Annotated in this window: 24 protein-coding genes; 3 read left to right on the top strand and 21 right to left on the bottom strand. The window is 52.7% G+C overall.

Translation table 11 applies throughout. The annotated features are described in order from the left end of the window. Positions 1-297: 297 nt before the first annotated feature. The 4 genes from AC3Y2E_RS31265 to AC3Y2E_RS31250 form a co-directional block, all read right to left on the bottom strand. Positions 298-387, bottom strand: coding sequence for a hypothetical protein (locus AC3Y2E_RS31265; protein ID WP_379217218.1), 90 nt, complete (start codon positions 385-387; stop codon positions 298-300). Between the two features lie 26 nt (positions 388-413). Continuing rightward, positions 414-854 carry a hypothetical protein gene (locus AC3Y2E_RS31260; protein ID WP_379217216.1) on the bottom strand — a complete coding sequence of 147 codons (441 nt, stop codon included), beginning with the start codon at positions 852-854 and terminating at the stop codon, positions 414-416. A gap of 170 nt (positions 855-1,024) precedes the next feature. Further along, the gene (locus AC3Y2E_RS31255; RefSeq protein WP_379217215.1) at positions 1,025-1,924 is read right to left on the bottom strand and encodes a GNAT family N-acetyltransferase; all 900 of its coding nucleotides are present in this window, start codon (positions 1,922-1,924) and stop codon (positions 1,025-1,027) included. 203 nt (positions 1,925-2,127) lie between these two features. Next, positions 2,128-2,883 carry a MerR family transcriptional regulator gene (locus AC3Y2E_RS31250; protein WP_379217214.1) on the bottom strand — a complete coding sequence of 252 codons (756 nt, stop codon included), beginning with the start codon at positions 2,881-2,883 and terminating at the stop codon, positions 2,128-2,130. 297 nt (positions 2,884-3,180) lie between these two features. Between AC3Y2E_RS31250 and AC3Y2E_RS31245 the strand changes: the two genes are divergently transcribed. Further along, positions 3,181-7,854, top strand: coding sequence for an S-layer homology domain-containing protein (locus AC3Y2E_RS31245; protein ID WP_379217213.1), 4,674 nt, complete (start codon positions 3,181-3,183; stop codon positions 7,852-7,854). A gap of 124 nt (positions 7,855-7,978) precedes the next feature. Here AC3Y2E_RS31245 and speE read toward each other — a convergent pair whose 3' ends face one another. From speE to AC3Y2E_RS31190, 11 genes are all read right to left on the bottom strand, one after another. Continuing rightward, positions 7,979-8,869, bottom strand: coding sequence for a polyamine aminopropyltransferase (gene speE / locus AC3Y2E_RS31240; protein WP_379217212.1), 891 nt, complete (start codon positions 8,867-8,869; stop codon positions 7,979-7,981). A gap of 436 nt (positions 8,870-9,305) precedes the next feature. Further along, positions 9,306-10,118 carry a metallophosphoesterase gene (locus AC3Y2E_RS31235; RefSeq protein WP_379217211.1) on the bottom strand — a complete coding sequence of 271 codons (813 nt, stop codon included), beginning with the start codon at positions 10,116-10,118 and terminating at the stop codon, positions 9,306-9,308. Further along, positions 10,115-11,095, bottom strand: coding sequence for an ABC transporter ATP-binding protein (locus tag AC3Y2E_RS31230; RefSeq protein ID WP_379217210.1), 981 nt, complete (start codon positions 11,093-11,095; stop codon positions 10,115-10,117). The genes AC3Y2E_RS31235 and AC3Y2E_RS31230 overlap by 4 nt, the downstream gene beginning before the upstream one ends. After that, on the bottom strand, positions 11,092-12,075 hold the full coding sequence (locus tag AC3Y2E_RS31225; RefSeq protein ID WP_379217209.1) for an ABC transporter ATP-binding protein: 984 nt from the start codon (positions 12,073-12,075) through the stop codon (positions 11,092-11,094). The genes AC3Y2E_RS31230 and AC3Y2E_RS31225 overlap by 4 nt, the downstream gene beginning before the upstream one ends. A 12-nt stretch (positions 12,076-12,087) precedes the next feature. Continuing rightward, positions 12,088-12,906 (bottom strand): ABC transporter permease, encoded by an 819-nt coding sequence (locus tag AC3Y2E_RS31220; protein WP_190929731.1) that lies wholly within the window; start codon positions 12,904-12,906, stop codon positions 12,088-12,090. 5 nt (positions 12,907-12,911) lie between these two features. Then, on the bottom strand, positions 12,912-13,856 hold the full coding sequence (locus AC3Y2E_RS31215; RefSeq protein WP_379217208.1) for an ABC transporter permease: 945 nt from the start codon (positions 13,854-13,856) through the stop codon (positions 12,912-12,914). 15 nt (positions 13,857-13,871) lie between these two features. Continuing rightward, a complete protein-coding gene (locus AC3Y2E_RS31210) occupies positions 13,872-15,467 on the bottom strand; it encodes an ABC transporter substrate-binding protein (RefSeq protein ID WP_379217207.1) in 1,596 nt (531 codons plus the stop codon). A 23-nt stretch (positions 15,468-15,490) separates the two neighbouring features. Beyond that, positions 15,491-16,225 carry an MBL fold metallo-hydrolase gene (locus tag AC3Y2E_RS31205; RefSeq protein ID WP_379217206.1) on the bottom strand — a complete coding sequence of 245 codons (735 nt, stop codon included), beginning with the start codon at positions 16,223-16,225 and terminating at the stop codon, positions 15,491-15,493. Positions 16,226-16,247: 22 nt separating this feature from the next. After that, a complete protein-coding gene (locus AC3Y2E_RS31200) occupies positions 16,248-17,108 on the bottom strand; it encodes a MurR/RpiR family transcriptional regulator (RefSeq protein WP_379217205.1) in 861 nt (286 codons plus the stop codon). A gap of 13 nt (positions 17,109-17,121) precedes the next feature. Then, complete coding sequence (locus tag AC3Y2E_RS31195; RefSeq protein WP_379217204.1) at positions 17,122-17,838, bottom strand: HAD family hydrolase; 717 nt, start codon at positions 17,836-17,838, stop codon at positions 17,122-17,124. An 876-nt stretch (positions 17,839-18,714) separates the two neighbouring features. Further along, positions 18,715-19,308, bottom strand: a complete 594-nt coding sequence (locus tag AC3Y2E_RS31190; RefSeq protein ID WP_379217203.1) for a helix-turn-helix transcriptional regulator — start codon at positions 19,306-19,308, stop codon at positions 18,715-18,717. Positions 19,309-19,572: 264 nt separating this feature from the next. Here AC3Y2E_RS31190 and AC3Y2E_RS31185 point away from each other — a divergent pair, with 264 nt between their 5' ends. Together AC3Y2E_RS31185 and AC3Y2E_RS31180 are read left to right on the top strand one after the other, a co-directional pair. Next, entirely contained in the window at positions 19,573-20,148 is a 576-nt protein-coding gene (locus AC3Y2E_RS31185) for a sigma-70 family RNA polymerase sigma factor (RefSeq protein WP_379217202.1), read from the top strand. Next, positions 20,138-21,193, top strand: coding sequence for a hypothetical protein (locus AC3Y2E_RS31180; protein ID WP_379217201.1), 1,056 nt, complete (start codon positions 20,138-20,140; stop codon positions 21,191-21,193). The genes AC3Y2E_RS31185 and AC3Y2E_RS31180 overlap by 11 nt, the downstream gene beginning before the upstream one ends. 167 nt (positions 21,194-21,360) lie before the next feature. Here AC3Y2E_RS31180 and AC3Y2E_RS31175 read toward each other — a convergent pair whose 3' ends face one another. From AC3Y2E_RS31175 to AC3Y2E_RS31150, 6 genes are all read right to left on the bottom strand, one after another. Beyond that, positions 21,361-21,822, bottom strand: coding sequence for a GNAT family N-acetyltransferase (locus tag AC3Y2E_RS31175; protein WP_379217200.1), 462 nt, complete (start codon positions 21,820-21,822; stop codon positions 21,361-21,363). Positions 21,823-21,947: 125 nt separating this feature from the next. After that, positions 21,948-22,220 (bottom strand): hypothetical protein, encoded by a 273-nt coding sequence (locus AC3Y2E_RS31170; RefSeq protein ID WP_379217199.1) that lies wholly within the window; start codon positions 22,218-22,220, stop codon positions 21,948-21,950. Positions 22,221-22,380: 160 nt separating this feature from the next. Continuing rightward, positions 22,381-22,632 carry a hypothetical protein gene (locus AC3Y2E_RS31165; protein ID WP_379217198.1) on the bottom strand — a complete coding sequence of 84 codons (252 nt, stop codon included), beginning with the start codon at positions 22,630-22,632 and terminating at the stop codon, positions 22,381-22,383. Between the two features lie 204 nt (positions 22,633-22,836). Continuing rightward, on the bottom strand, positions 22,837-23,823 hold the full coding sequence (locus AC3Y2E_RS31160) for a hypothetical protein (RefSeq protein ID WP_379217197.1): 987 nt from the start codon (positions 23,821-23,823) through the stop codon (positions 22,837-22,839). A 267-nt stretch (positions 23,824-24,090) separates the two neighbouring features. Continuing rightward, positions 24,091-24,828: a hypothetical protein gene (locus AC3Y2E_RS31155; RefSeq protein WP_379217196.1), complete on the bottom strand. Its 738-nt coding sequence runs from the start codon at positions 24,826-24,828 to the stop codon at positions 24,091-24,093. Positions 24,829-25,109: 281 nt separating this feature from the next. Next, positions 25,110-25,583 (bottom strand): hypothetical protein, encoded by a 474-nt coding sequence (locus AC3Y2E_RS31150; RefSeq protein WP_379217195.1) that lies wholly within the window; start codon positions 25,581-25,583, stop codon positions 25,110-25,112. Between the last annotated feature and the right edge of the window lie 335 nt (positions 25,584-25,918).

The raw sequence follows: 25,918 nt of genomic DNA, 5'->3' as shown, positions 1-25,918 counted from the left end.
TTATTTCTGACACATAATCACCTCTGATTACAGGATAACATATGTCAGCGTTGTTCACCTATAGAAACCTTGACATTAAAGGGATTGTTGTAATAGTCACCTAAACATGTATCGGATAGTTAACGTGTCATAAGCCACGCCCTATCCGATATTTTCTAACTTATGACTGAAGTCACGAGTTTGCGAAAACTATGTATCAAAAATAACGGCATAACAGCCATCTCTTCTTCGATAATCGATACGGTCGTTATACTCGCCAAAAACCAATGTATCCTCCATATCATTCACCCCGGTGATTCATACTCCCATAACTACGCCGGAGACCGCATCCATACGTATTCGTTCTCCGTCTTTTATAACCACGGTCGCATTACGGCAACCGACTATGCAAGGAATATTGAACTCTCTGGCTATTATCGCTGCATGGCATACGACACCGCCGCGATCGGATCTGCTGCAATCTGCTGACGCTCATCCAACAAAGTCCGAAGCTCCTTGCTCCAGGGCTGTTGGCTTCGGGACCACTCCCCCCTTTTAATGCCCAGTTCCTGTAACAGAGTCCACAGATGCAACTCATATATCGCCTGGTCGAAACAAACGATTAAATCAAAAGGAGACATTTCCTGTTGTCTCCCTAAAGCTTCAATGTACTTGCCCTTTGAACTGAGGATATGAGGGATGAATATGTTCAAAATAACTGCCGCGGCTGCAATCGCTTCCCGCATTTTGATTTCATTTGCTGGTATTCGTTGCAACTGATATTCATGCACGGTCTGATACGCTTCCCGTAATAATGGCTTAAGCTGCGCTAGTTCATCTCCAAATCCATTTCGAACCTTGTTGAAATCGAACATCCCCTTTGTCAGGGAATACCGGTGTTAGTAGAGCTAATAAACCGTCTTCCCCTTATTCGTATTCGTAAGCTTATGAAAAATAGTTCTTCTTTTCATCTGCAACGCCTCCTTTCCGATTCACCCATCAAAATATAACACTCCGGAACAACATCGTTCCGATCACAATCCTCTTAAAAAGCAGCCGTAATCGGAAAGTGAATCCGCTTCGGAAGCTCGATAGCCCCCCTTACCATCAGATGACCCGGAGAAGGTATCGGCGTCCATGGCCCCGGATGAAGCAGGTCGGGATGAAAATAACATTCCACCTTCGATACCGGTTCGCCAATCGCTGCGGCTACTTCATCAAGTTTCGGTATCCGCCTTCCGACGATGTCGTACAGCTTCAGGGTCTCGCCTTCAAATTTACAAACAATCAACGCCTTAAGCTGCTCGGAGTAATACAAGTTGGACTGCAACTGCGGATCGAGCATGTTCAAATAAAAGGAAGCGCCGTGCGCCATTGGAGCAAAGATAGACGATACGGGCGCATGTTGCCGGAATTGTTCCTGGATCACCTGTACATCTTCCACATTGGTTAAGCTCAGCTTCCTTAAGCTCCGTATGCTTCGTTCGCTCGCTTCGCCCGGACGATATCGATACGGAGAGACGAAGAACGTTTCTTCGACTTTCCTGAAACCGAAGCCTTCATACAGCCGCGGCGAATCGGTAAATAAAAAGCTCGCCTCATGCCGCCGGTCCAGCTCAGTCAGCATCGTCTCAAACAATTGACGAAACAATCCCCTCCCCCTGTGCCCGGGGTCGGTCATGACCGATTGGATGCCCGCCGCATTCACCCTACGCCCGCCGATCCTCATCGGCAGCTCGAACATCGAAACATTGGCAACCGCAGTTCCATCATGGAAATAAGTAAACGGGGTGTACGTAGGATTAGCGAATCCGCTTGCGTATAACGCCTTGAGGTCTGATTCGTTCAGATTGAATACCGCTTGGAACAACGGAAACAGTTGTTCTCTTTTCGGTTCATCCGAATTGTAATTCCACTCGAAATCATACTGGTGGTTGTGACTCACAATATGTCTCCTTTAATTCGCGCTCCGAATCTTCAATCCCAGGTAGTACGGCTCTCAGTATCAGGATAATTTTTCCTTCTCCGTCCGGTCAAGTTGTAAATCCTATTTATTAGATTTCTACGCGCGACCGTCGTCGTATCGCCAAAAGGCCGCCGATTGAAATCGGCAGCCTCTCGAAGCACGTTTATTCTGGTCACAAGCAGCTACTTCCGTTCTTCCGCCGCATAACATTCCGCCGCCGCACTAAGGTAATACGCCAAGCCGACTTGCTGTCCTTCCAGCATCTGCAGATGAAAGTCGTCCTGGAGGAAAAAACGGGTTTGCGATGCAAACTCCTCGGCGGTTACCGACACTCCCTGCTTATTCAGAAAATCCAGATGCTCGCGGATAAGCCGCAGTATGGCGTCGTCCTTGCACTTCACGCCGTTCCTCAGCGCCTCGGCCACTCCCGTCATGAATGCCGCGGCTTCTTCCGCCATCGCATTCATACTTTGGGCGTCCACCTCCACCGAATCCAGCATATCGTAGCCGTACGTTTCTTTCAGATGCTCATTTTGCTCCTGCATCGCTTCTTTCCATGCCTCGTCGCTTTCAAAACCTTTGAACATCTCTTTCATCTCCATCTGTTCTCCTTTCTGTGCGCAAGCAATCGTCGTTCGCAGCGTTTGAATAATGGTTTCCAACCTGCGCTTCCGGAGGACGAGCAGCTCCTCCTGCTGCGCGAGAATGGACGGTCTGTCCGGGTTCCCGTCCAGCAGCTGCCCGATCTGTTCCAAGGTGAAGTCGAGCTCCCGGTACAGCAGAATGTGCTGCAGCCGCTCCAGCTCCCGGACTCCGTACAGCCGGTATCCCGCCCCGCTGATCTCGCAGGGGACGAGAAGGCCGAGCTTGTGGTAGTGATGAAGCGCTTTGACCGTTACGTTGGTTAGGGACGATACTTCCTTAACCGTATAAAGCATATCGATTGGCTCCTTTCCTGAACCCAGTTTAGGGGCTCCCCTCAGAGGAGGGTCAATAGCTGTATCCGAAAAAAATCAGCCGTTTTCTCCACCGGCAGTACAAGTAGTTCCAACGTCCCGAGCCTGTCGGGACTTCCGTAACATTAAGGCTTCGAGTTAGTCCCGCCGAAGTGCGGACTTGAATTAGAATGTCATCATAGTGCCAAAAGTTGTCATCATCTGCTCTATAAGAGGAAACCGCTCCCACCTATAATGAAACCGTATTCCAAACAACAAGAAAAGGGATGGTGGAAAAAATTGCGTAAAAATACGACTAGGTGGAGCGTGCTCCTCGTCGTCTGTCTGCTAGTCTCGCTGTTTCCGAATCTCGGAACGACGGCGCAAGCGGCGGGCGGCGATGAAAGCGCTGCCGTCAGCAATGCGGTGTATGCCGTGACGCAGGACGGAAGCAAGAAGCTGTTAGTAAACCACATTAACATCGATGTGGACAATCCTCAGAAATCCGACTATCTCGCGATCTTTACAAGCGGGACGCCGGTCACCAATGTGGCAGGCAACAGCAACGTGGTGAAAGTGAAAAAGAACAACGCAGCGATCCAGGTGGACGCACAAGGCGTCGTCCTTAAGGTTGCAGGCCCGACCGGAGGCATTAACCCGTCTAACGGCAAGCCTGTGGCATGGGAGTCTGATCAAACTGTCGCAATTCCGCCGGGCGGATTCGTCATCCTGGCTTCCGACGACAACTGGGCTGACAAAAATTTCCGCAAAGCGCTGTACTATGCGTTCCAAGCGGGCGATACGGTTTTCCTCCAGCACGGCGGAGCACCGGTCACCCCGGAATACGTCCTGAACCTGCCGAGCCTGCAAGTCCAAGGGGCAGGGGGAGCGACGGTAACTACGGCCACGTACAATGTGCAGGGCAAGGTGCTGAACTATAAGCCGGATGCCGGGCTGTCCGTCACAGTAGGCGGCACGCCGGTGGCGGTCGGGGCCGACGGAGCGTTCAGCCAGACGGTGACGCTGGTCGAGGGTGGCAATACCATATCCGTCCAGTTGCTGAAAAATGCCGCCGTACTGCAAGAAACGAAGCTGCAGCTCGTGTATCAGAAGCAGAGCGGCGACTTGATCGAGATCGAGGCTCCTCCGGAGGACATTACGATCGTCGTCGAAGGACCGAAGAAACCGATCAACTACATCGACAAGGATGTCACGAGCATTCCCAATATTATTGCCTTGTTCACTCCCGAATACGGCTCGAAAATTCAAGTGCCCGCCTTTAACGTGGCGCTTCAGGTAGACAAGGACAACAAAGTAACCAAGATGATCAATCCGGCCAACGGCAACAGCGCGCCGTCGTGGGTCGGAGGCGAGCTCGACATTCCGCAGGGCGGCTATGTCGTCATGGCGCAAGACAACAGCTACGGCACGTATGACATCAAAAAATATTTGGCGACCAAATTCAAAGTCGGCGATCAGGTCAAGCTGCGCAAAAACGGCAACGTCGTCTCCGTCACCGACCTGATGAGCGGTACGGGCGCTGTCCCGAGAATGCAGCTGGACGGACTCTCGATGTTTACGACAGCCGATACGCGGACGACGATCGCCGGTAAAATTACGAATCCGACCGGCGCTTCCCTGACGATCGGCGGCAATACGGTCGCCTTGCAACCGGACGGCACGTTCCAGCACATCGCAGAGCTCGCGGCCGGACCGAACTATCTCGACGCCGTCTTGTCCAAAAACGGAAACGAGCTGGACCGCAAATCGATCGTCGTGTTCAGCCGGCCTTCCCTGACTTCGGACAAGCAGATCATTTTGTGGGTCGACCAGGCGGCCAACGCGAAGAAATTCCAGTCGAGCCAAAGCGTCCTTAACTTCCTTACCCAAGCCAAGGAAGCCGGCGTGACCGACATCGCGTTTGACGTCAAAGGGGTTGAAGGTTACGTCTCTTACAAACAAAGCGATCTGACCCACCGCCCTTACGTCAGCGAGATGGTAGCCAGCGACCGGAAAGGCTCCAATCCCGATCTGGACTTGCTGGAGCTGTTTTTGCAGCACGGCCATACGCTCGGATTGAAAGTACATGCAGCCTTTAACGTATTCGCCGAAGGGTCCATCGCGGTGAAAGACTTTGCCGTGATCGATCAGCATCTGGACTGGGAAGAACGGGTTTTCCGTCCGGAAGACAACGGGGCAATCAAACGTCTGAGAGAAAGCGCCTACGGCCAAAAAGGGCTAACCGGAGGCTCCGGCGGCGCAGCGGTGCTGTTCGTCAATCCTTCGAATGACGAAGTCCGCGACTACCAGCTGAAGACGTTCGAGGAAGTGCTGAAAAACTACAACGTCGACGGCATCATTCTCGACCGCGGCCGTTACGACAACGAAACCGCCGATTTCAGCGATTTGACGAAGGCGAAGTTCGAAACGTTCCTGCAGCAGCGCAGCAAAACGCTCACGAAATGGCCGGACGATATTTTCCGTTATGTGGACGGCAAACGGGTGGACGGTCCGCTTCTCCAGGACTGGTGGGAGTTCCGCTCCGGCACGATCGCAAGCTTCGTGGAGGAAACGCGCGACCTGGTCAACCGCTACTCGTCCTCCAAAGGGAAGAAGATCCAAACGTCGGCCTATGTCGGCGCCTGGTTTGAATCTTATTACTTGAACGGGGTTCACTGGGGAAGCAAAAACTTCCGCTACGACAGCCGTCTGAAGTTCCCGAACGATTCGATTTATACGAATGAGTATTATCAAACCGGATACATCCATGCGCTGGATTTCCTGATGGTCGGCACCTACTACAGCACAACGCCGGAGATTCAGCGGTATCTGACGCTGGACTCGATCGTCACGAACGGCGAAGTGCCGCTGTATGCCGGGATGGCGCTTGCGGACTTGCAGTCCCCTGCCCTGCAGCGGGAAATTTTCCAAACCGCCCTGGGCGGCTCGAACGGCCTGATGCTGTTTGACGCTTCGCTCGCCAACTGGCCGATTGTGAAAGCGTCCATCGACAACGAAGCGTATGTGAAAGATTATCAGATCGGCATGAGCAAGCCGGGCCATCCTTCTTCCTTTATCGAAGGCAGCTATTACAACGTCAGCCGGAATTCCGGCGACTTGAACGTGTACAACGAAGAGTTCGGCACGTCGACCGGCGCGAACCGTTTCGGCGTCGAAGTCGTAGCCGACGCGACCGGCAAAGTAACGAAAATCGCCAATAAAACGCAGGCGATCAGCTGGAACTGGGGCGCACCAGAGGACAATAACAGCGCGATTCCTGCGGGTGGCATGGTCATCTCCGCGCTCGACGAGAACGGGGTACGCACGAAGCGTCAGCTCGTAGCCAATTCGTACAACGTCGGGGACGACATCCGGGCCGCCGCCCTTTCCGGATATATGGCGTACGACGGCAAGACGGTATCGACCGCTTATCCGCAGATCAAGGGGCATGTCAAACTGCTCGGAGCCGGAACCGATGTCGCCGTCAGCCTGAACAATACGGCCGCCGCAGTCGCAACGAACGGTGATTTCACCGGGACCGTCCAACTGCAGCAAGGCAGCAACACCGTCACCTTCGCCGTTTATGTCGATGGGATGAAAACAAACGAGAAGTCGATCCGGCTGACGTACACGCCGGGCAGCACGGAAGAGCCGGACGATTCGACCTCTCCTTCCACCGGCGGAGGATTCGGACCGGGACCGTCCACACCATCTCCGGAGCCGAAGCCGGTTGACGGCGGCGTAGTACTGCCTTCGACCGCATCCGAGACGACCGACGCTCAAGGCAAGCCGGCCATGAAAGTAGCTCTGGACGCGAAGGCGATCGCTCAAGCGCTGGACGCGCTGAAGAAGCAAGGCAGCGCAGCGAAGGAAATCATCGTCGAAGTGCCGGCCACGAAGCCGACCGCTCTCGTGACGCTTTCTCTGCAAGATCTCGTCAAGGCCGCCGATTCGGTAGCGGGCGCGGTGCTTACCGTAAAAGTCGGCGATGTCAGCTACAAGCTGCCGGCCGATCTGCTTGATAGCGCTGCGCTGGCCGCCAGGCTCGGCGCCAAAGCGGACGACCTTCAAGTTACGCTCTCGATCGAGAAAAAATCCGGAGCGGATGCAAAACCTGTCGCGGATGCGATAAAAGCGGAAGGCGGCGAAATGATCGGGGACGTTTACGATTTCCGTATCCTCGTCCAAGCCGGAAGCGAGTCGCTGGAAGTCCGTGATTTCGGCAACCGGTACGTGGAACGCTCGATTGCCCTTTCGGGCGGTGTACCGAGCTATGCCACCGCAGTCGTATTCGATCCGGTCACCGGGGAGATGACGTTCGTACCGGCCCGGTTCAAGCAAGCGGACGGCAAAACGATCGTAACGATCAAGCGGACCGGCAACAGCCTGTACGCAGTTGTCGCAGTCGACAAAACTTTCCAGGATACGCAAGGCCACTGGGCGCAGGCCGATATCAATCTGCTGGCCTCGAAGCTGCTGGCCAAAGGCGTTACCGATCGTGAATTCGCTCCTGACCGCCCGATTACCCGGGCCGAATTCGCAGCGCTTCTCGTTCGTGGGCTCGGTCTGACCGACCACCAAGACGACGCTTCGTTCAACGACGTACGCTCGGGCGACTGGTATGCGCAAGCGATAGCTGCGGCAGCCGGCGCCGGACTGATCAACGGTTATGAGGACGGCTCGTTCCGTCCGGACCAGGTGATCAGCCGCGAGGAACTGGCCGTTCTGGCTGAACGCGCTGCCGCCTTCGTCACGAGCCAGCCTGCCAAAGGAGCAGCGAGCGCCTTGCAGCCGTTCGCAGACGCCTCCGCGATCAGCGACTGGGCAAGAAATGCGGCCGCTTTCGCTGTCGCCGAAGGCTTGATGAACGGGATGAGCGACGACGCGTTCGAGCCGAAGCAGCAATCGAGCCGCGCGCAAGCCGTCGTTATCCTGAAACGTCTGGCGATCCAGTTCGGTTTGATGGACCGCTAGAACATAGGCAAACTACACTTCAACTAACAAAAAACGGGAGAGTGGCCGAACGGCCATCCTCCCGTTTTGTCGTTTATGCGATTCTGCCGCACGGCTTCGCTTTCCGCGCCCGCCCCGGTCCCGGCTATTGAGCCAGGCCCGCGCTCACGTTCAGCGGAAGCTCCAGCCTCTCTTTCAGAAAGGCGGGCAGGGAGAAGCAGCGGCGGATCAATTCTTCGTTTACATACAACGCTGATTTATCGAAACGGATTCGTTCCGGAGCGGGGAGCTCTCGCTTAGAGCCGATCGTAAAGCTCCACAAGCCCCCCGGGTAAGTCGGTACGACAGCCGTGTATAGGCGGCAGTAAGGGAAAATGTTCCCGATCCGGCGGTACGTCTGCTCCAAAACGTCGCCGTGGAAAATCGGGGATTGGCTTTGACATACCATCAAGCCGTCTTCGCGCAAAGCCCGGTGCAGGCTTTCGTAGAAGGCGGGTTCGAACAATTGCTGCGCCGGTCCGACCGGATCGGACGAATCGACGATAATGACATCGTAGGCGGCGGATTGCTTCTTGGCAAAATCAACGCCGTCGGCATAATGATACTTGACTCTGGAATCGGACAAATTGCCGGACACCTCCGGCATGTACAGCTTGCTGGCCCTCACGACGGCTTCGTCGATCTCGACCAGATCGATCCGTTCGACCCCCTCATACTTGGCCGCTTCTTTGGCGGCGCCGCAGTCGCCCCCTCCGATGATCAGCACATCCTTGGGCTTCGGGTGGACCGTTAGCGGAACGTGGGTAATCATCTCGTTGTAGATGTGCCCGTCCTTCGAAGTCGTCTGCACGACGCCGTCGAGCACGAGCATGGGACCGAAATCGAACGAATCCAGCACCATCACGTGCTGAAACGGGCTCGATTCCTCAAACAATACTTCCTTGATGCGGTAGCTGATTTTCAAATTGTCCCTTTCGTCCTCGGTCAACCACAGTGTACCCTGTGAGTTATGAATATACTTTGGTAACCGTACCATTTTCAACCTCCCCTAATCGTAATCTAATCTATTGTATCAAAAAAACGGGGGTTGGAACGTTGTACAGCCCAAAAGCTTCGGCGAATCACGAAAATTTAGCGGATCTGTTCGGTAACGGACATCACAACACCTTAGACGTCAGTTTGTGCTGTTTTTCATTTCTAACGGTCATTCATGCACCTAAGAAGCAGATTATCCAGCGCAAATAGCAATTAAAGCAACGTAAGCCTCTCATTTGTCCGTTAGCCATCAACTCTTCCGTTTTTGCCTTTCTAAGCTGCAATCATGTCCATTACGGGTTTGCCTTAACAACAACAACAACAACAACAACGAAAACTGACGTCGATTCCATCTCGACGCCAGTCAATTGCCGTTCCTTTCTGTAAAAAAGGGCACCTGACGGTTTCACGTATGCCCTGTTGGTTCCCGGTGGCAGCTACAAAACAATCGTCTGCAAGCAGTCCCGGATCTCCTCGACCGCAGACGCCTTCCGCCACTCCTTGCGGTATCCGAGGCAAGCGCAGATCATCTCCGTTCCCCGATCCGTGTGCCGTTTCCGGTAATGGACATGTCCCATAATTCCGTAACGCACCCCGTAACGCCGGTAGAGCTCGGCATACTCCGTACTTCCCAGAAACGCATTGAAGTACGACCACTGCGGATGCGGCATCGGCACTTTAAAATACGGGTGCGTCAGCATATGCGTAACCATCACGATCGGCTTACCCTGGTGCTCCGCCAGCTCCCGCTCCAGACGTTCGTAGAAGTACCGGTGAATATCGCGGTTGCTCCTCCCCCACGTGACATAGATGCTGTCCTGCCACGTCCGGTCCATCGCGTGCATCCGTTCGAAATCGTCGAACGAGTAGTCGGGCTCTCCCATCGTGTAATCGTACCAGCCGGAGCCGCCGACGACGACCCAGCCGTTATCCAGCTCGCAGGGTCTCTCGCTCAAGCATCCTTCGAGCGATTGAAATTGCCGGTAAATGTGCCACGTGTCGCGGATTCCGTTGTCCTTGCTCCAGTAATCGTGATTGCCCGGAACGAACATAACGGGGAAGCCGCACCGTTCCTTCAATTCATGAAGGACGGCGAGACTGCGGTTCATATCGTTCGAGATGTCTCCGGCAATAATCAAGCCGTCCAGGCCGCGCTCGGCGGCGACCTCCAGCAGCGCTTCTTCGATCGGCGGCTCGCCGCCCAGCTCGTTAAGATCCACATGCAAATCCGATATGACGCCCAATTTCACGGTGTATCGTTCGCCTCCTCGTATAAATGGCAACTGACTTCGTGCCCGGCCGCAACGCGCCTTAATTCCGGAGCGGTTACGCGGCACTTGTCCGTCGCCAGCGGACATCTCGGATGGAACGCGCAGCCGCCGGGCGGATGGATCGGACTCGGCACCTCGCCCTGAAGCGTCACCCGTTCCCGCTTCATCTTCACGTCCGGGATCGACGAGAAGAGCGCCCGCGTGTAAGGATGAAGCGGCCCGTCCACCGCCTCACCGACTGTGAAAATCTCCACCATTTTCCCCAAATACATAACGCCTACCCGGTCGCTGATATATTCGACGACGTTCAGATCGTGGGAGATGAACAAATACGTTAATCCCCGCTTCTGCTGCAGCTCCTTGAGCAGGTTCAAAATTTGCGATTGCACAGATACGTCGAGCGCGGAAACGGCCTCGTCGATGACGATGAACTTCGGCGTAAGCACGAGAGCCGCGGCGATGCCGACACGCTGCCTCTGTCCTCCGCTCAGCTCGTGCGGATACCGGCCCGCATAGCTGGGGTCGAGTCCGACCTGCTCCAGCGTCTCGGCGACGATTTTCCGCCTCGACCGTTTGTCGCCGATCCGATGAATGATCAGCGGCTCTTCGAGAATCCAGCCGATCGTCTTCTTCGGATTCAGGGACGAATACGGGTCTTGAAAGACGATCTGAATGTCTCTGCGCAGCGATTTCATCTCGCCGTCCGACAGCTCGCTTATGTTCCGGCCCTGGTAGAAGAGCTCTCCGCCCGTCTGCTTCACGAGCTGCACGAGCAGTTGGCCCGTCGTCGATTTGCCGCAGCCGCTTTCGCCGACCAGCCCGAATATTTCCCCCTCGGCGATCCGGAACGAAACGCCGTCCACCGCCCGCAGCATGTGCCGCTTCTCGAACAGCTTCTGCCTCGGAACGGGATAATGCTTGGTCAGCGAGCTGGCTTGAATGAGCGCCTCCGTCATACCGCCCTCCCGCCGTTCGCATACAAGTGGCACCGGACCCGGTGATGGGCGACCGCCTGCAGCAGATCCGGGGCGACCGACTCGCACAGGTCCGTTGCACTCGGGCAGCGTCCTGCGAACGGGCATCCGGACCGCCGGTCGGCCAGCGCCGGCACCCGGCCGGGAATCGTATACAGCGGACGCCCCCGCTTGTCTGCGCCCGGCAGCGATTGCAGCAGCCCCGCCGTGTACGGATGCTTGGGATGATCCAAAATATCCCCGACCGGAGCGTCCTCGACGATATACCCGGCATACATGACGATCACCCGGTCGCATACTTCGCGAATGACCCCCAGATCGTGGGAAATCAACAAAATGGCGGTGCCTGTCGAGCGGTTCATCTCGCGCAGCAGATCGAGGATTTGCGCCTGGATCGTCACATCGAGCGCCGTAGTCGGCTCGTCGGCGATCAGCAGCTTCGGGCTGCAGATGAGCGCCATCGCGATCATAATCCGCTGCATCATGCCCCCGGAGAGCTGGTGGGGATAATCGTCGTACAACCGCTCCACCCGGGACAGGCCGACCTTGACCATCATCTCCGTGGCGAGCCGCTTCGCTTCCGGCTTCGAGACGGACAGATGGGTCATCGCCATCTCGGCGATCTGCTTGCCGACCGGCATCAGCGGATTCAGCGCCGACATCGGATTTTGGAAGATCATCGATACCTGCTTGCCTCTGACCGCGCCCCACCTTTCCGGAGAGGCCGGCTCCATAAACTTGCCGTCCAGCACGATCCCGCCCTTGGTCATCGCCGCCGTCTCGGGCAGCAAGCCCATCACGGACAACGACGTCAAGCTTTTGCCGCAGCCGGATTCCCCGACGATTCCGACCGTCTCTCCTTCCTTCACCTGAAACGAAATTTGCTGCAGCGCCGGATATGTCTTCTTCCCGATCGTAAACGCCACTTCCATATCCTGAAGCTCAAGCAAGGCGCTTGCCATAGCGGTATCCCCCTAACCCTGTTTGTCGTAAGCGTCTCTTAGCCCGTCTCCCAGCAAGTTAAACCCCAGCACCATCGCCGTAATGACCGCACCGGTAATGAGGACGTACCACGGAGCGTTGATGATAAAAGGCTGCGCCTCGCTCAGCATCCGCCCCCAGCTCGGATCGGGCGGCTGTACGCCCAGCCCCAGGTAGCTCAGTCCGGCTTCGGCGAGAATGGACCCGGAAAACCGCAAGGAGGCGGCGACGATAAGCGGCGACGTCATATTCGGCAAAATGTGGCGGAAGATAATGCGCAGCGGCCCCGCCCCTCTCGCCACGGCGGCTTTGACGAACGTGAACTCTTTGTATTGAATAAACCCGCTGCGGGCGATCCGGGAAAACGCGGGGATGCTCATCACGCCAAGGGCGATAATCGTATTGCCCAGCCCGGGACCGAATACGGTAACGAGCATAATCGCCAGCAGTATGCCGGGAAAAGCCAGCTTAGCATCGATGATCCGCATCAAAATTTCGTCGACCCAGCCTCCCGCATAACCGGCGACCGCTCCGATGATCAAGCCGAAGAACAAGCCGATCGCTACGGACGAGAAGCCGATCAGAAAGGCGGTCTGCGTTCCCTCCATAATCCGGCTGAAAATATCCCGCCCGAAATTATCCGTCCCCCACCAGTAATCGGCCTGCGGCGGAGCGAGCCGCATCGCCGTGTTCATATCGTTCGGACCGTACGGGGTATAGAACAGGCTCGTCACCATAAGCGCAAGGAGCAGGACGATCAGGCCGCCGCCGATGGCGAGCGGTTTGTTTCGGATCAGCTGTTTCCATTTCATCATGTTCACCTTTTCAGTCGAATGCGCGGATCGATCACTCTATACAACATATCGACGACAAAATTGATGCAAACCACGATAACCGCAATGTACAGCACCATCGTTTGCAGCAGCGGCAAGTCCCGTGTGCCGATCGAGGTGATCAGCAGGTTGCCGAGTCCCGGCAGCGCAAATACATTTTCCACGACGATGCTCCCGCCCAGCGTATCCGCGATCAGCAAACCGACGATCGTCAGCACCGGGATCAGCGAATTGCGCAAAATATGGCGGTACAGCACGATTTTCTCGCGCAGCCCTTTGCTTCTTGCCGTACGCACGTAATCCATGCGGAGCTGATCAAGCAGCGTATTACGCAAATACCGGATGACGACGGCGATGCCCGGTACGGCGAGAGCGAGCGAGGGCAGGAACAGCGACTGGAACGCCCGCACCGGATTTTCACTCCACGGGACGTAGCCGTAGGTCGGAAACCAGCGGAACGTCACGGAGAAGACCAGTATCAGGATAAAGGCGAGCCAGAACGACGGCACCGCAAGCCCGAGCTGGGTGAAAGCCGACAGCAGCAGCGCCGGCAGCTTGCCGTCCTTCCGCGCGATATAGATGCCGAGGGGGACGCCCAAGAGCAGGGTGAGCCCCAAGGACATCAGCGCGACCGATACGGTCACGGGCAATCGCTCCGCCACGATGTCCGCCACCGGGCGATGGTAGCGCAGCGACTGGCCCAAATCCCCGGCAGCCGTATCCTTCATCCAGGACAAGTAGCGTTCCGCCGCCGGACGGTCCAGCCCCATCGTCTGCCGCAGCTCTGCGAGCTGGTGCGGGTCCGCATCGACGCCGAGCACGATCTCGGCCGGGTCCCCCGGCAGCACTTGAAAGACAAGAAACGTAATGATCGACACCAGCAAGACGGTCGAACCTAATGTAAGCAGCTTCCGGATGTAAAATCTCACCGAAACTCTCCCTCGTTACTTCGTGTAGTACATAGCGGCAAAATCGTATTTCTGAATCGGGTACATCTTATAGCCTTGCAGGCTGTCCTTCATCGCAACCGAGCGGTTCGGGTCCATGATGTATACCGCGGCCGCCTGCTCGGTCAGGATCGATTGCGCCTGCTTGTACAATTCGGCCCGCTTGTCCGGATTGATTTCCAGACGGCCTTTGCCGACCAGATTGTCATATTCGCTGTTGCTGAATTTGAAGAAGTTTTTCGAATAAGTCGTCTCATAACGTCCCAGTACCTCGTGCGGATCGAGCTTGCCCGTCAAACCGACGATCGTCGCTTCGTATTTCGCATTGTTGTACACGTCCTCCAGCCAGCTGCTCCACTCGATCTGCTTGATCGTCGCCTGAATGCCGACGGCTTTCAACTGTTCGGCGATCACTTGAGCCGTGTCGACGTGGAACTTGTAGTTGGACGGGACGGTAATCGTCAGCTTGATCCCGCTCTCGTAGCCGGCTTCCTTCAGCAGCTTCTTCGCTTGCTCGGCGTTCGGCTCGTACCGCTTGTCGAGACCTTCCTTGTAATACATCTTCATCGCCGGGCTCATGTTGGAGCCGAGCTTGACGCCGTTGCCTTCGGCGACCGTCTTGATGATGACGTCCTTGTCGATCGCGTGATTGATCGCCTGACGCACCTTCACGTTGTTCAGCGGCTCGACCGAGTTGTTCAGCGCCAGCAGCTGCACCATATTCTGCGGCCCCGACACGATCCGGAACCCGCTTCCGAGCTGGAGCGCGCCTTGCGCGGAGATACCCGGCACCATATCGATATCCCCGGACTTCAGGGCGAGCACGGAGGCGTTCGCGTCCGGCATAAATTTGAATTCCACCCGGTCGAGCGTCGGAGCATGCTCCTTGTCGTAGAAGCTGTCGTTGCGCTCCAGCACGAGCTGCTGGCCCGGCGTATACGAGTTGAACTTGAACGGACCCGCCCCGATCGGTTTCGCACTGTGCCCTTCATAGTCTTTCGGGACGATCCCGACAATGTTGGCGGCCAGAAACGCCGCATCCTTAGCTTTCAGCTTCACGACCACGGTGTGGTCATCCGGAGCGTCGATTTTCTCAATCGCGGCAAACTTCGAGGAGAGCGGCTTTTTCCCGTTCAGACCGGCTAATTTGGCATACGAGTAGTACACGTCCTCCGAGGTCAGATCCGAGCCGTCATGGAACTTGACGCCCTTTTTCAAGGTGAACGTATACGTCAATCCGTCCTCGGACACCTTGTACGATTCCGCTACAGCCGGAACGAGGTCGCTGTTCTCGCCTCCTTCGAACAATCCGTCGAATACGTTGTCCATCATCGAGCCGGTATCCGTCGCCGCGGACAAGTAAGGGTCCAGATTGTCCGGCTCGGTCGCCATCGCTACGCGCACCGTACCGCCCTTGACCTTCCCGCCGGAGGTGGAAACCGGAGACGAAGTGCCCGTTCCCCCGGTTGCGGAAGAAACGCTGCCGTTGCTGCTGTTGCTGCTGTTGCTGTTGTTGCTGCCGCAGCCGGCCAGTACCATCGATGCAACCATAAGCGAAGAGAAGCCAACCACGAACGATTTTCTAAGCTTCAACAAGAGAAAAACCCCTTTCACCTTCAAATGTGGATTTGCATGCCGCCATAAGCCAAACGGATCTGTCCTGCATAATGACGCGAAGCTTCCAGAACCAGTTGATTCAAATCTCCGTAATGGGGAAAGTGCGTCAGAATCGTTTGCCCCACGCCGGCCAATGCCGCGATGTTGCCCGCTTCGCCCGCCGTCAGATGCCCCTTCATCCGGCCCGCCTGAAAGTCGTAAAAGCTGCTTTCGATCATCAGCACGTCCGCAGACCGGGCCAAATCGATTATCGCCTGACAATACCCCGTGTCGCCCGAATATACGAGCGTTCTGCCTTCCCTCGACGTCAGCTTGACCGCCAGACACGGAATCTCGTGCACCGTCTCGGAAAACTGCAGCCGCACCTGGCCGATCATCAGTTCCTCGCCTGCCCGGACGGAATGGACACGGACATAATCCGGGTATTCGAAAGCAAGGCGGTCCAGCTCTTTCTCGTTCACGTACATGTCGAGCGGCTTCGACCGTCTGCCGATCTGCATCAAAATTAATATGGCAAACTCCAAACTGTACACGTCCGCCATATGGTCAGCGTGCATATGGGTAAGGACGACGGCGTCCAGCTGTTCGAGCGCGCAATGGTTTTGCAGCCGGGACAACACGCCGCTGCCGCAATCGAGCAAAATATGGCTGCCCTCGCACTCGACCAAATAACCCGAGGTCGCTTCGTTTTTCTCGGGGTAAGCCCCCCAACAGCCGATTACTGTAAGATTCATCGAGTATCCTTTCCTGCAGCGATTATGGTTTCGACCGGTTCGTCCACTCGAAGTTGTCCTGAAACGCCTTGAACATCACTTCCATCTTCTCGATATTGATCTTGACCCGTTCCTTCTCCAGATGGGAGATTTCATTAATAAGGGCATTCACCACGGATAACGATGCTGTGTACGAATCGAGAAATCCGGTGGACCGGCATGCCGCGTACAGCGTCAGATCGGCCAGCTTCGCAAACGGGGACAGCCCGGAGTCGGTCAGCGCGATTACCTTCGTTCCCTGCTCCTTGGCCAGCGCCGCCACCTTGAGCGTACGCGAGCAGTACCTGGGGAACCCGCACACGAATACAAGGTCCCCGGGTTGGATATAGGCCGCGTACTCCGCAACACCTCCCTGGGGAATCAGCTCGCAATTGCCTAGCATATATTTCAGGACGAAGCTGAAAAACGAAGTGACCGACAAGCCCATCCGCCATCCGGCGATCCAGATCCGGTCCGCATCCAGCAGCATCCGGGCCGCCTGATGAACGTCCGCCTTATCCGTCCACGCCATCGTTTCCCGCAGGTTCTCGATTTCCTGCACGAAATGTTTCTCGATCCAGGAATCTTCCTGATGGCTCGTCGTGTATACGAAATTTTTGACGGCCCGCTGATCCTTCAGCACATGACCGCGCAAATCGTGAAGCATGCCCGAGAAGCTCGGGTAAGCCAAAGCTTGCGCCAGCCGGTGGACCGTCGCCTCGCTGACCCCGGACTTGCCCGCGATCTTCTGCGCCGACAGCATCACGGCATCCTGCATATTGGATTGAATGTAGTGCGCCACTTTTTTCTGCGCGACGCTTAAGGTATCGAATTGGGCTTCGATTTTCTCCGTGATCGTCGACATCCGCCAAATCTCCTTACCGGTTGATCTCCAACTGCACCCGAGGGTGTCCGAGGTAGGCAGCGACGTCCTGAATGCCGGTTATGATCGGATGGTACGACAGCTCCTCGACCCCGCGGTTGCCGTAGGCATTAATGAGGAGGCAGTGCATGCCCACTTTCTGGCAGCCGACGACGTCGTCGTAATAGTTGTCCCCGATGTACAGCGATTCGCTCGCCGTAACGTTTGCCTGGCTCAGGGCCATCCGGAAAATGTCCGGATTCGGCTTCTCGATGCCGACCTCCGAGGAGATCACAATCTCGTCGAGTTCCTCGTCCAGTCCATTGCGAGCGAGCACCGCCCGTGCCGACTCATCCCAATTCGAGATCAGGCCTAGCCGGTATCCGAGGCTCCGCAAATGGCGAAGCGTCATCTTCGCCCCGTCGAAAGCTTTCCATTGGACCGGACATTCCCGGGCTACGTCCCGCTGCACTGCAAGCACGTCCTCGATCGGCAGCGACAGCCGCAGAAAATAGTTCAGCGTCCCGATATACCAGGGGAAAAACGCCCGGCTGTCTTTGCCGAGCACGCCCGGATATTCCCGCATGAACAGCTTGTCCGCCCTATGATAAGCGATTGCGATCTCTTCCCGGTTCCGGAATACGTCGAAACGTTCCAGCACTTTCTGATACACGTCTTCCCGGTTCGTGCTCACCAGCGTATACCCGAGGTCAAACCATAAATACTGAATCATCTTCGCATCCACATCTCCTGTTGTAGGATTTCCTTCATCATGCTTGAAATGTTTTATTTCCTTCACACCTCCATCATAAGAAGCAAGTATTAGTGGAGCGTTAAGTGCAGGTGGAGATTTCGTAAATGTTGGGCGGGAGCGGGGCCATTATTTGTTGCGGATGGGAGAGGGGCGTTCCGGAACCGGCAGCAAAAAAGCAGCGGAACTGTTCCGGGACGGGTCCCGGGCTTCCGCTGCTGCTATGTGAGGGGGAGTTGCTCGCTGCTCTTAAGGAATCGTTCACGGTTTTATCAGACAGAACATGTTCCGGCTTCGCTAAAACGTAATGCGTATCGGCTCTAGCACAAAATAAAAGTCTCTAGTACCTATTTTCGGCATATGGGAACGAGCAAAACAAATAAAGGTGGTTTGTACCCCTTATTTCAGCCCACTGGTCCGGTCTGCACCCTTTTCGCGGAATTTAGCAGCTTCGAACCGCTCTTATTTCGCGCCATGCCGGTTTTTCGACAAAATAAAGGGTACAAACGAGACTGTCGATTCATTGTGTAGAAGTTTTAGCAGACCGTTCCAAGTGAAAAGTTACCTTCTTCTGCTCAAACAGGTTGTCCGGAATCCCTTGATTTCATAAGGATTGTAAGGTAGGGGATTCCAGACAAAACTCGCCAGAAGGTAATCTTTTCCCTTTCCACTTGGTTGTCCACATTGAATCGACAGCCTCACAAACCGCTCCTATTCGGTTCCTTCCCTGCTTGAAGCAAGGCAAGAGGCCCGAACGGCCACCCACGAAAAGCAACTTGCGGCACTTGCTGACTCGGCAAGGAAGCGCAAAGCCCGCCCCGATCGCGGCGGGCACCAGCATCCCGGACCTCTCGGCCGCTAATAGTTATTTGCAATCCGCTCTGCCTGGTCTTTAATCTGATCCGCCACAAACGAAGGCTCCAGCACGCGAACGTCCGGTCCGTAGCTGAGGATCATGCCGTACATCCAATGATTATCCGGGTAGCTGGCTCTTACTAACAAAGAACCGTCTTCCTGCGTCTCCACCTGGTCCAGACCGAAGGCTTCCTCCATACGTACTCTTAATCGCGGGTGAGCATGCAGCAAAAGGTCAACGGAAGAGCCGGTCTCCGGATTGCCCCATCGCGCGTCAAGCTCTTCCATTCGTACGCCTCGATTGGCGAACTGCTCCATATGAACACGCAAGTCGCTTATTCGGGAGAGCCGGAACGTCCGGTAGTCGCTGCGCAGCCTGCAGTACGCATACAAATACCAGGCATACCCTTTCCAGGCTAACCCGACAGGCTCCACCTCCCGCTGTTCCCCGGCTCCATCCGTATTCGTATACCGAAACGATACCACCATCCTGTTCTTGGATGCCTGTCGAAGCGCACTCAGCACGGACTTATCCTTCAATCCCCCTCCATGCCACAGGTTCGTATCGAATATAAGCGTTTCCCCTGCCTCTTCCATCCGGTTTTGCTCCGACCTTCTGCAAGGCAGTCATCCGGTTGCCGTGACCAGACATTTCCGCCGTTTCGCCGTGCGCAATCGTATGGAACGAACCGGACCATAACAGGTTCCCCCTAATCCATATTCGCTCCATGAGGCTGCCGGTTCTTCGGCAGCCTTGACTAGTTGATGTTAAGCTCATATTACCAGTCGCCAAAAACCGAACCTTTTTTCGAAATAGAGACAATATAGGGTGTAAGCTGCTTATTCAGGAGGGCCCTCCGCATGCAAAGTGATTCGATGTACCAATTGCTCACAAAAATGAAAGACGGTAGCCAGGAAGCCTTTCATACGCTGTATGAGGCTACCTATCAGGATGTCTACCGGACCGTCTCCTTTCTGGTGGATCATCAGCAGGATCGGGAGGATGTCATGAATGAGATCTACATCCAAATGTGGACCTCGCTGGCTACCTACGATACGAACCGGCCTTTCCGCTTCTGGCTGCACGGCTTGGTCATCCGTCAAGTACAGCGATTTCGGGTCAAGAGCTGGCGGAGATTCCGGATTTTCGAACGCATCCGGGCCTTCACCCGGGAAGAGTCTCATTGGGATCAGCCTGCTGTATGGATGGACGGGACAAGCCAAATGATATCGCAGGCCATCCAAAAACTGACTGACAAACAACGAACGGTCATTGTCCTCCGCTTTTTTCACGACTATACGCTCGAGGAAATGGCGACCCTGCTCGGAATTCCAATCGGCACAGTCAAGTCCAGATATCATGCAGGTCTCCAGATGCTTCGAAAAATTTTAGGGAATCTCCCCCCGGAAAGGATGGAAGAGATCCATGACTATTGAACGCAACCTACGCGAACATCTGCATAAGGAAGCAGAAACGATGGAGTGTCCCCCGGCCATCTCCAAACGAATCGAACAATCCTATTCTCAATATTTGCAACGAAAAAGGAGCAAACCAACCATGAAAAAACGTTTAATCAGCGGAATCGTCGCAGCCGCTATTTTGATTCCAACCGCAGCCTTTGCGGCTCCTACTCTGATTGATATGCTGACCAGAACGCCAATGACTGCTGAACAAGTTAGAGTGGATGAAGTCGGACAAGCAACACTTGAGAAGCTGTACCGCGCATTTCCCGAAACCCAATCGTTTGAGATTATCGACGCAAGTTCCGTTCAAGGTGTCCAAACCAGCATCACCCTGCGGGAAAAAGGAGGAACCGGCAAAACGATGACGCTTCATACAAACAGCGTGACAGGTGCGATCGAACATGTGATTCAAGAAAATTGGGAGTCTGCCGGGAAGCCGCTCACGGCTTTAAGCGGTCAGGACATCAAGGCGAAGGTAGATAATCTTCTGGATAAAATGTATGGCAGCATTGAAGAATATGAGTTTGCTATGGAGCAGATGGAAACCGCAGATCAAAAAACGTTCATGTTGAATTACACCAAAAAGGGATCGAACACGCCGTTTTACCAGGTATTTGTTCAGGGTCATACCATCAGTGCTTCTCTGATCGGAGGCGAGACTACGCCTGCAACCATTCAAGTAGAAGGTTTTTTCTCTACCAATGGCAAGCCTGATTATTTTGCCGATGCCTTTCTAAATGATGCCAAACTGTTTGCTTTACTTCACATGAGCCCGACACAATTAAAGCAAGAATTAGCTACGGGTAAATCGGTGGTGGAGATTGCAGCCTCTAAAAACGTCTCCAAGCAGCAAGTAATAGATGTGATTGCCCAAACCCAGGTGGATGCGCAACTTCAAGGCGAGCTTCATGGCGATGCTGCTACAAACAATCGCTCGAATGAACAAATGCTACGAGCTATTGAACCCAAAGTATTGCAAGTTATTGAACACAAAAGCGAGACACCGGCGAAGCGGTAGTGAGTTCCTAAGCTTCGGAATATACTTTCGTTAAATTGTTGGCAACGGAACATCCAAAATGAGGATGCCGCATTTTATTGTCGGCATCCTCTTTTCGTATGTTCCGCTGATTTAGGCAATCGATCCGTCCAAATCAAGAATGACAGCATGTAGAGTGATGCTTCAGGTCACCAATGCTTTTCCATGGCCTCTTCACAGCGGGAAAATCCGTTTCTCCTATAAAACGGAGTGCTATCGCTGCTGGGCCACAAGATAAGAAATTCAACTTCATGTTCTTTGGACCACTTTTCCATAGCCCGATGAATCTCCGTCCCAAGCCCTTGGCTTCTAAAGGCCGGACGAGTATACACATTGGTCACATAGCCGTAGTAAGGGTCTGGTGATTTACCTGGCCTCGGTACTTTATGGATAAGCTGCAGATACATATGCGAAACGATGGTACGATCAACCTCCGCAACCCAAATGTACCAATCTCCGCTTCCGATAGCCTTAATCAAAAATTCGCTGCAAATCCGGTGAAACTCTTCAAAGTTAGCCGTACCAAGTCCGTAATCTTCTGCAGAGAAATCCCATCGCATTTGAACAAGTTCATCAACATCGTCTAAAGTCGCCAATCGTACAATCGTCATTCCCTCGCCTCCGCAATTTCATATATCCTCAAGTCGGGTTATCCCTACTACTCCTATTACGTCATACCTGTCATCGAGCAAAAAACAGCCGTTCCTTCTGAACGACTGCCTTCTGTCTTAATCATCTAATTTTTATAAGCTCTAGCCAATTGGCGCAAAAACCAAACGATAAAAGCCGCAAATACGGTAAAGGCAATATTGATGCCCATGAACACTTTTAGCCAGAGCTCCGACCCTTCCTTCGAGATCCATACGAGCACGAATTGCAAAATGGCCGGAATGAGAAATGATAGCCAAATAGAATTTATGTATTTCTCTTTGTGTAACATCCGCCAGCATACGACGAGCGATACTAGAAAAAGCGGGAACGTAGCCGCAAATTTCAAAATCGTCAGCAACGGTATCCCCTCCATCCCAATGAACACTTTGCGGACTCGGCTGAGTCGTATTGTGTCATTATTCCATGAGACGGCCCCCGAATACAAGCTGCGATGGACCCAAGTTGATTTAAATGAGCTCCAACTTCCCCCATGTGATCTTTCTGAATTCCATCAATACTTAAATCTGAAAATGACTTTTAAATTCGAAAATCTCGTGAACCGCTTGTTGATACCCCTCTGTTTTTCGAAAGGATTCCCCAATAGCTGCAGCAGCTTTCTTGAAAGAAGAACGGCTTAACACACAATCTACGACTTCACGCAGTTGATTTGCAGTCAAACCTCTCATTTGTAATGGAACGCCTGCTCCGATTTTGGCGACTTGTTCAAATACCGGGCACCGTCCCGTAGCATCTCTATTGTGCCCGCCCATCGTAGATCAACCGTTCCTCCTATCCAGTTAATGGTTTAAACCAGATACTAATTCATTTCATTTATCTTCTAAAGAGTTATAAAAAGTCACATCTGCCTCGTTATCATAATAATGATGACAATGTCACTCGACTTATACACTCCGACCATCGTTGAAGGCCAACGGGTTCTTTTCCGTCTCTGCCTCAAGATCATTTATATTTTTTTAAACAGACATTTTATGAGCCAACACAATGGCATTAACCGCTGATACGGTATCCTTGGCTACCAGTTGTTCATCCAGCTTCAAATGAAGTTGTAAGGTAGAGACTGGTGGATTTTTAGTTGAAATCATGAGCTCAACCTCATGAGATGTAAGCACCTTCGCTTGCATGATTTGCAGCCAGGGGATAAGATCCGGTAATGATTTATCCTCCGAAGGGCCGGTTTCCATGCCATCCACCCCAATAGGTGAATGCCCATCGAAATACTCAATCCTGAGCACAACATAAGAGGGAGTACTGTTCCTCTTCAAGGTAGTGGCCGCCTCCGGCTGACGGCGGGAGGTTTTTTTAGGACCGATAATCCTATTCCACAAAACGATAAACAAAGAGGGGATGAAGAAGCCGATCACCGCCAACCAACCACTGGATGTATTGACATAGACGGTAAAAAAGAGGGCTGCGGACAGAATCGCAAGCAACCATATGTAGAGCTCCTGCCGCCATTTGGGCTGGCGCCTCCCAGATGCTGGAGGGATGGACTGTGCTGGCTGAATTTCAGGAGCTTGCTCCGGTTGAGCTGCTGTACGTTCTCTCCATGGCAAATGTTCCCCATTCAGCATATAGAAGTTGTCGGCTGCTCCCTGCCAGACCTTCTCCTGCGAGGGATGCGGCGACTGCCAGAGGGTAACGTATTCTTGAATGTCTTTCAGATAGAGGGCGGGATCGCCCGTGAACGAGAAATATTGCGAAAGCTCCAGATGAATAACCGCAGCAGAATACCGCTGTACATGGGTCGACAAGGTTTCTAGCCACTCATGCACAGGAGCGGCAAGCGATGGAAAATGGGCCAGCGTGCCGGGTAAGCTCAGGCGCAACTGCTCTGCAGCATCCGCCCATGGAATCTGCCATTGGAATGCCTCGGAAAAGCATCCCCACTCAGGCAGATCCTCCACATCGGTTGGTCCATATAGGGTTGAATCTTGCTCCATGCTTGCATAAGCTGCCCGCTATACCGCTGGAACTCCTCTTGGCTGACCAGACAAAACCATACTGGAGCGAGAAAATTATTCGTCTCGAAAGCTGTATTCTCATAATCGACCGAATCTGTATCGGCACTTGTAACGCTCAGGAATGTCCGGTTTCCCATATCAGATCCTTTCCTCCTACCTTTGTTTCACATCCAAATAATAGAATCAAAAAGCAATGTTTCAGACTAGAGGTGTTGATCCGAAGCGGTATATTGAATGCAACATGAATTAATGTAGAAAGCCAACATCGAATAAATTTCTTACCTCAATTGCTTTATCAATACTTTCGGCTGAAATTTCTAATTTCTCATTTAAATCTATAAGAAAACCATCTTTGAGTTCAATAATACTAACAATGCCGGGAAGTATATTATTAATCTTTTGATTTTTAAAGTAAGTCAAGTAGCCTATCCATATATTTTGACCATTGGTTTTAACCTTACGTCTAAAATCATTGGAAATAACAACAGCATAGTCTAGGCGGCCTGTCATTTCTATACTTTTAATTATTTTTATCAAAAACTCTTTTGATATTAACTTCAGAAAGCTATCTGAAAATTCAACATTGATAAACGCTGTTTTATTGGCTTCATAAGCCCCTTGTGTAATGCTTATTGATATTTCGCTTTCTTCACTTTCTTTAATTTTTTTAATGTAAAGTAAAGAGCTAAAGCCGGCCCAGCTTTTAGAGTTCTTTCTCAGTTCTTTATCATCTTCATTTTCATTTTTAAAAACATCTTTTGCTTTATTTGCAATTATTATTTTTTCAAGGTTTTCATCATTAAAATCGGATAGATTATTTTGGAAATGATAAACTGCATTCCTACTGTCATCCCATGTTGATACCGTTACGTCCTGAAGAAGTTCATCCTTTATATTCACAACAATCTCTTTACAAAAACTTATAAATTCAGAGGCATACATTTCAATGCTTTGTAAACGAGTAATTATTTTTATTTTATCCATTATTGCACTACCTCCTTCTGTCGCTATCTGAATGTCATTTTTTCGAATGTGTCATCACGTAACTAATAAGAAATGAGATTTGAAGAGAAATAACTAAACATACAACAGTTAATAATCCTTCATCACTAACAGGGTTCAATATGCTTGCAAATAAGTAGAACCCTATAATTGATAAAAAAACTAAACCAAGAAAAATCCCAAACATTTTAACCAATCTTTCATTCCTTAGTCTATTATGCAATCTTATATGTGCCTCCCATCAGCTACATTTGTTAATCGCATTACTGTTGAACCTGATTTACCAAATCTATTAAGTCGGACTTAGCTAATTTGTCATTACCTAGTCGCTCGCGATTACCGTCAATATAATAAACAAATCGAGCTAAGAAACCATTATCACCTTCCCACCATATGGATTGGCTGGTCGGATCTTCTTGGTAATACGCTAGCTTCCCACTTTTAAGTTCTAAGGGTTGCTTGTCTTTTTGGGATATTTCTTCTGGTTTGTCAATAACCTTGCTTAAAATGTATCGTATTTCTTGCATCGTTTGCTTGTTTTTATAATGAAAAACGAATTGATGGAGATAGTCTGGGTTATCCATTGCGATCTCTGAACGAACCTCATTAACTTCAAAAGGAAATCGAAAAGGTTCTGAAAAATTATAAAACATTGATTCGCTGTTTATTTTGACGTGCTTGCTGCTGCATCCGCTTATTAGAAAACAAAGTATGAAGAATACAATGAATCCCCTCATTTTCCCACCTCTTCTAATTTAACGCAATACAGAGGCGAAATGTTGCGTTATTCCGCCCGATTAATCATGTAACGCTCGCTTGGGTTTCGCAGATTTTAATAGGTCGGGCTCTAATGGGTAACATACATGTTTTGGCCAAGTTAGAATGACAGAAAAAAGGATTCACAGGCCCCTAATGGAAAACGAAACGAAGCTAACCGACTTTGATAGATCCGGATGGATCATAATGGGAGTAGGAACTAATTAGGGAATGCGCCCGGAATGATTAAATCCTGCTTTCCCCTGCTATAAAACCGCCCTGGCATCCGTCTTATACATGAAAGGGGGGACGGCAG

This window comes from Paenibacillus sp. MAH-35, assembly GCF_058135425.1.
The sequence above is the reverse complement of the archived record's forward strand: the minus strand, read 5'-3'. Positions and strand labels throughout refer to the sequence as shown.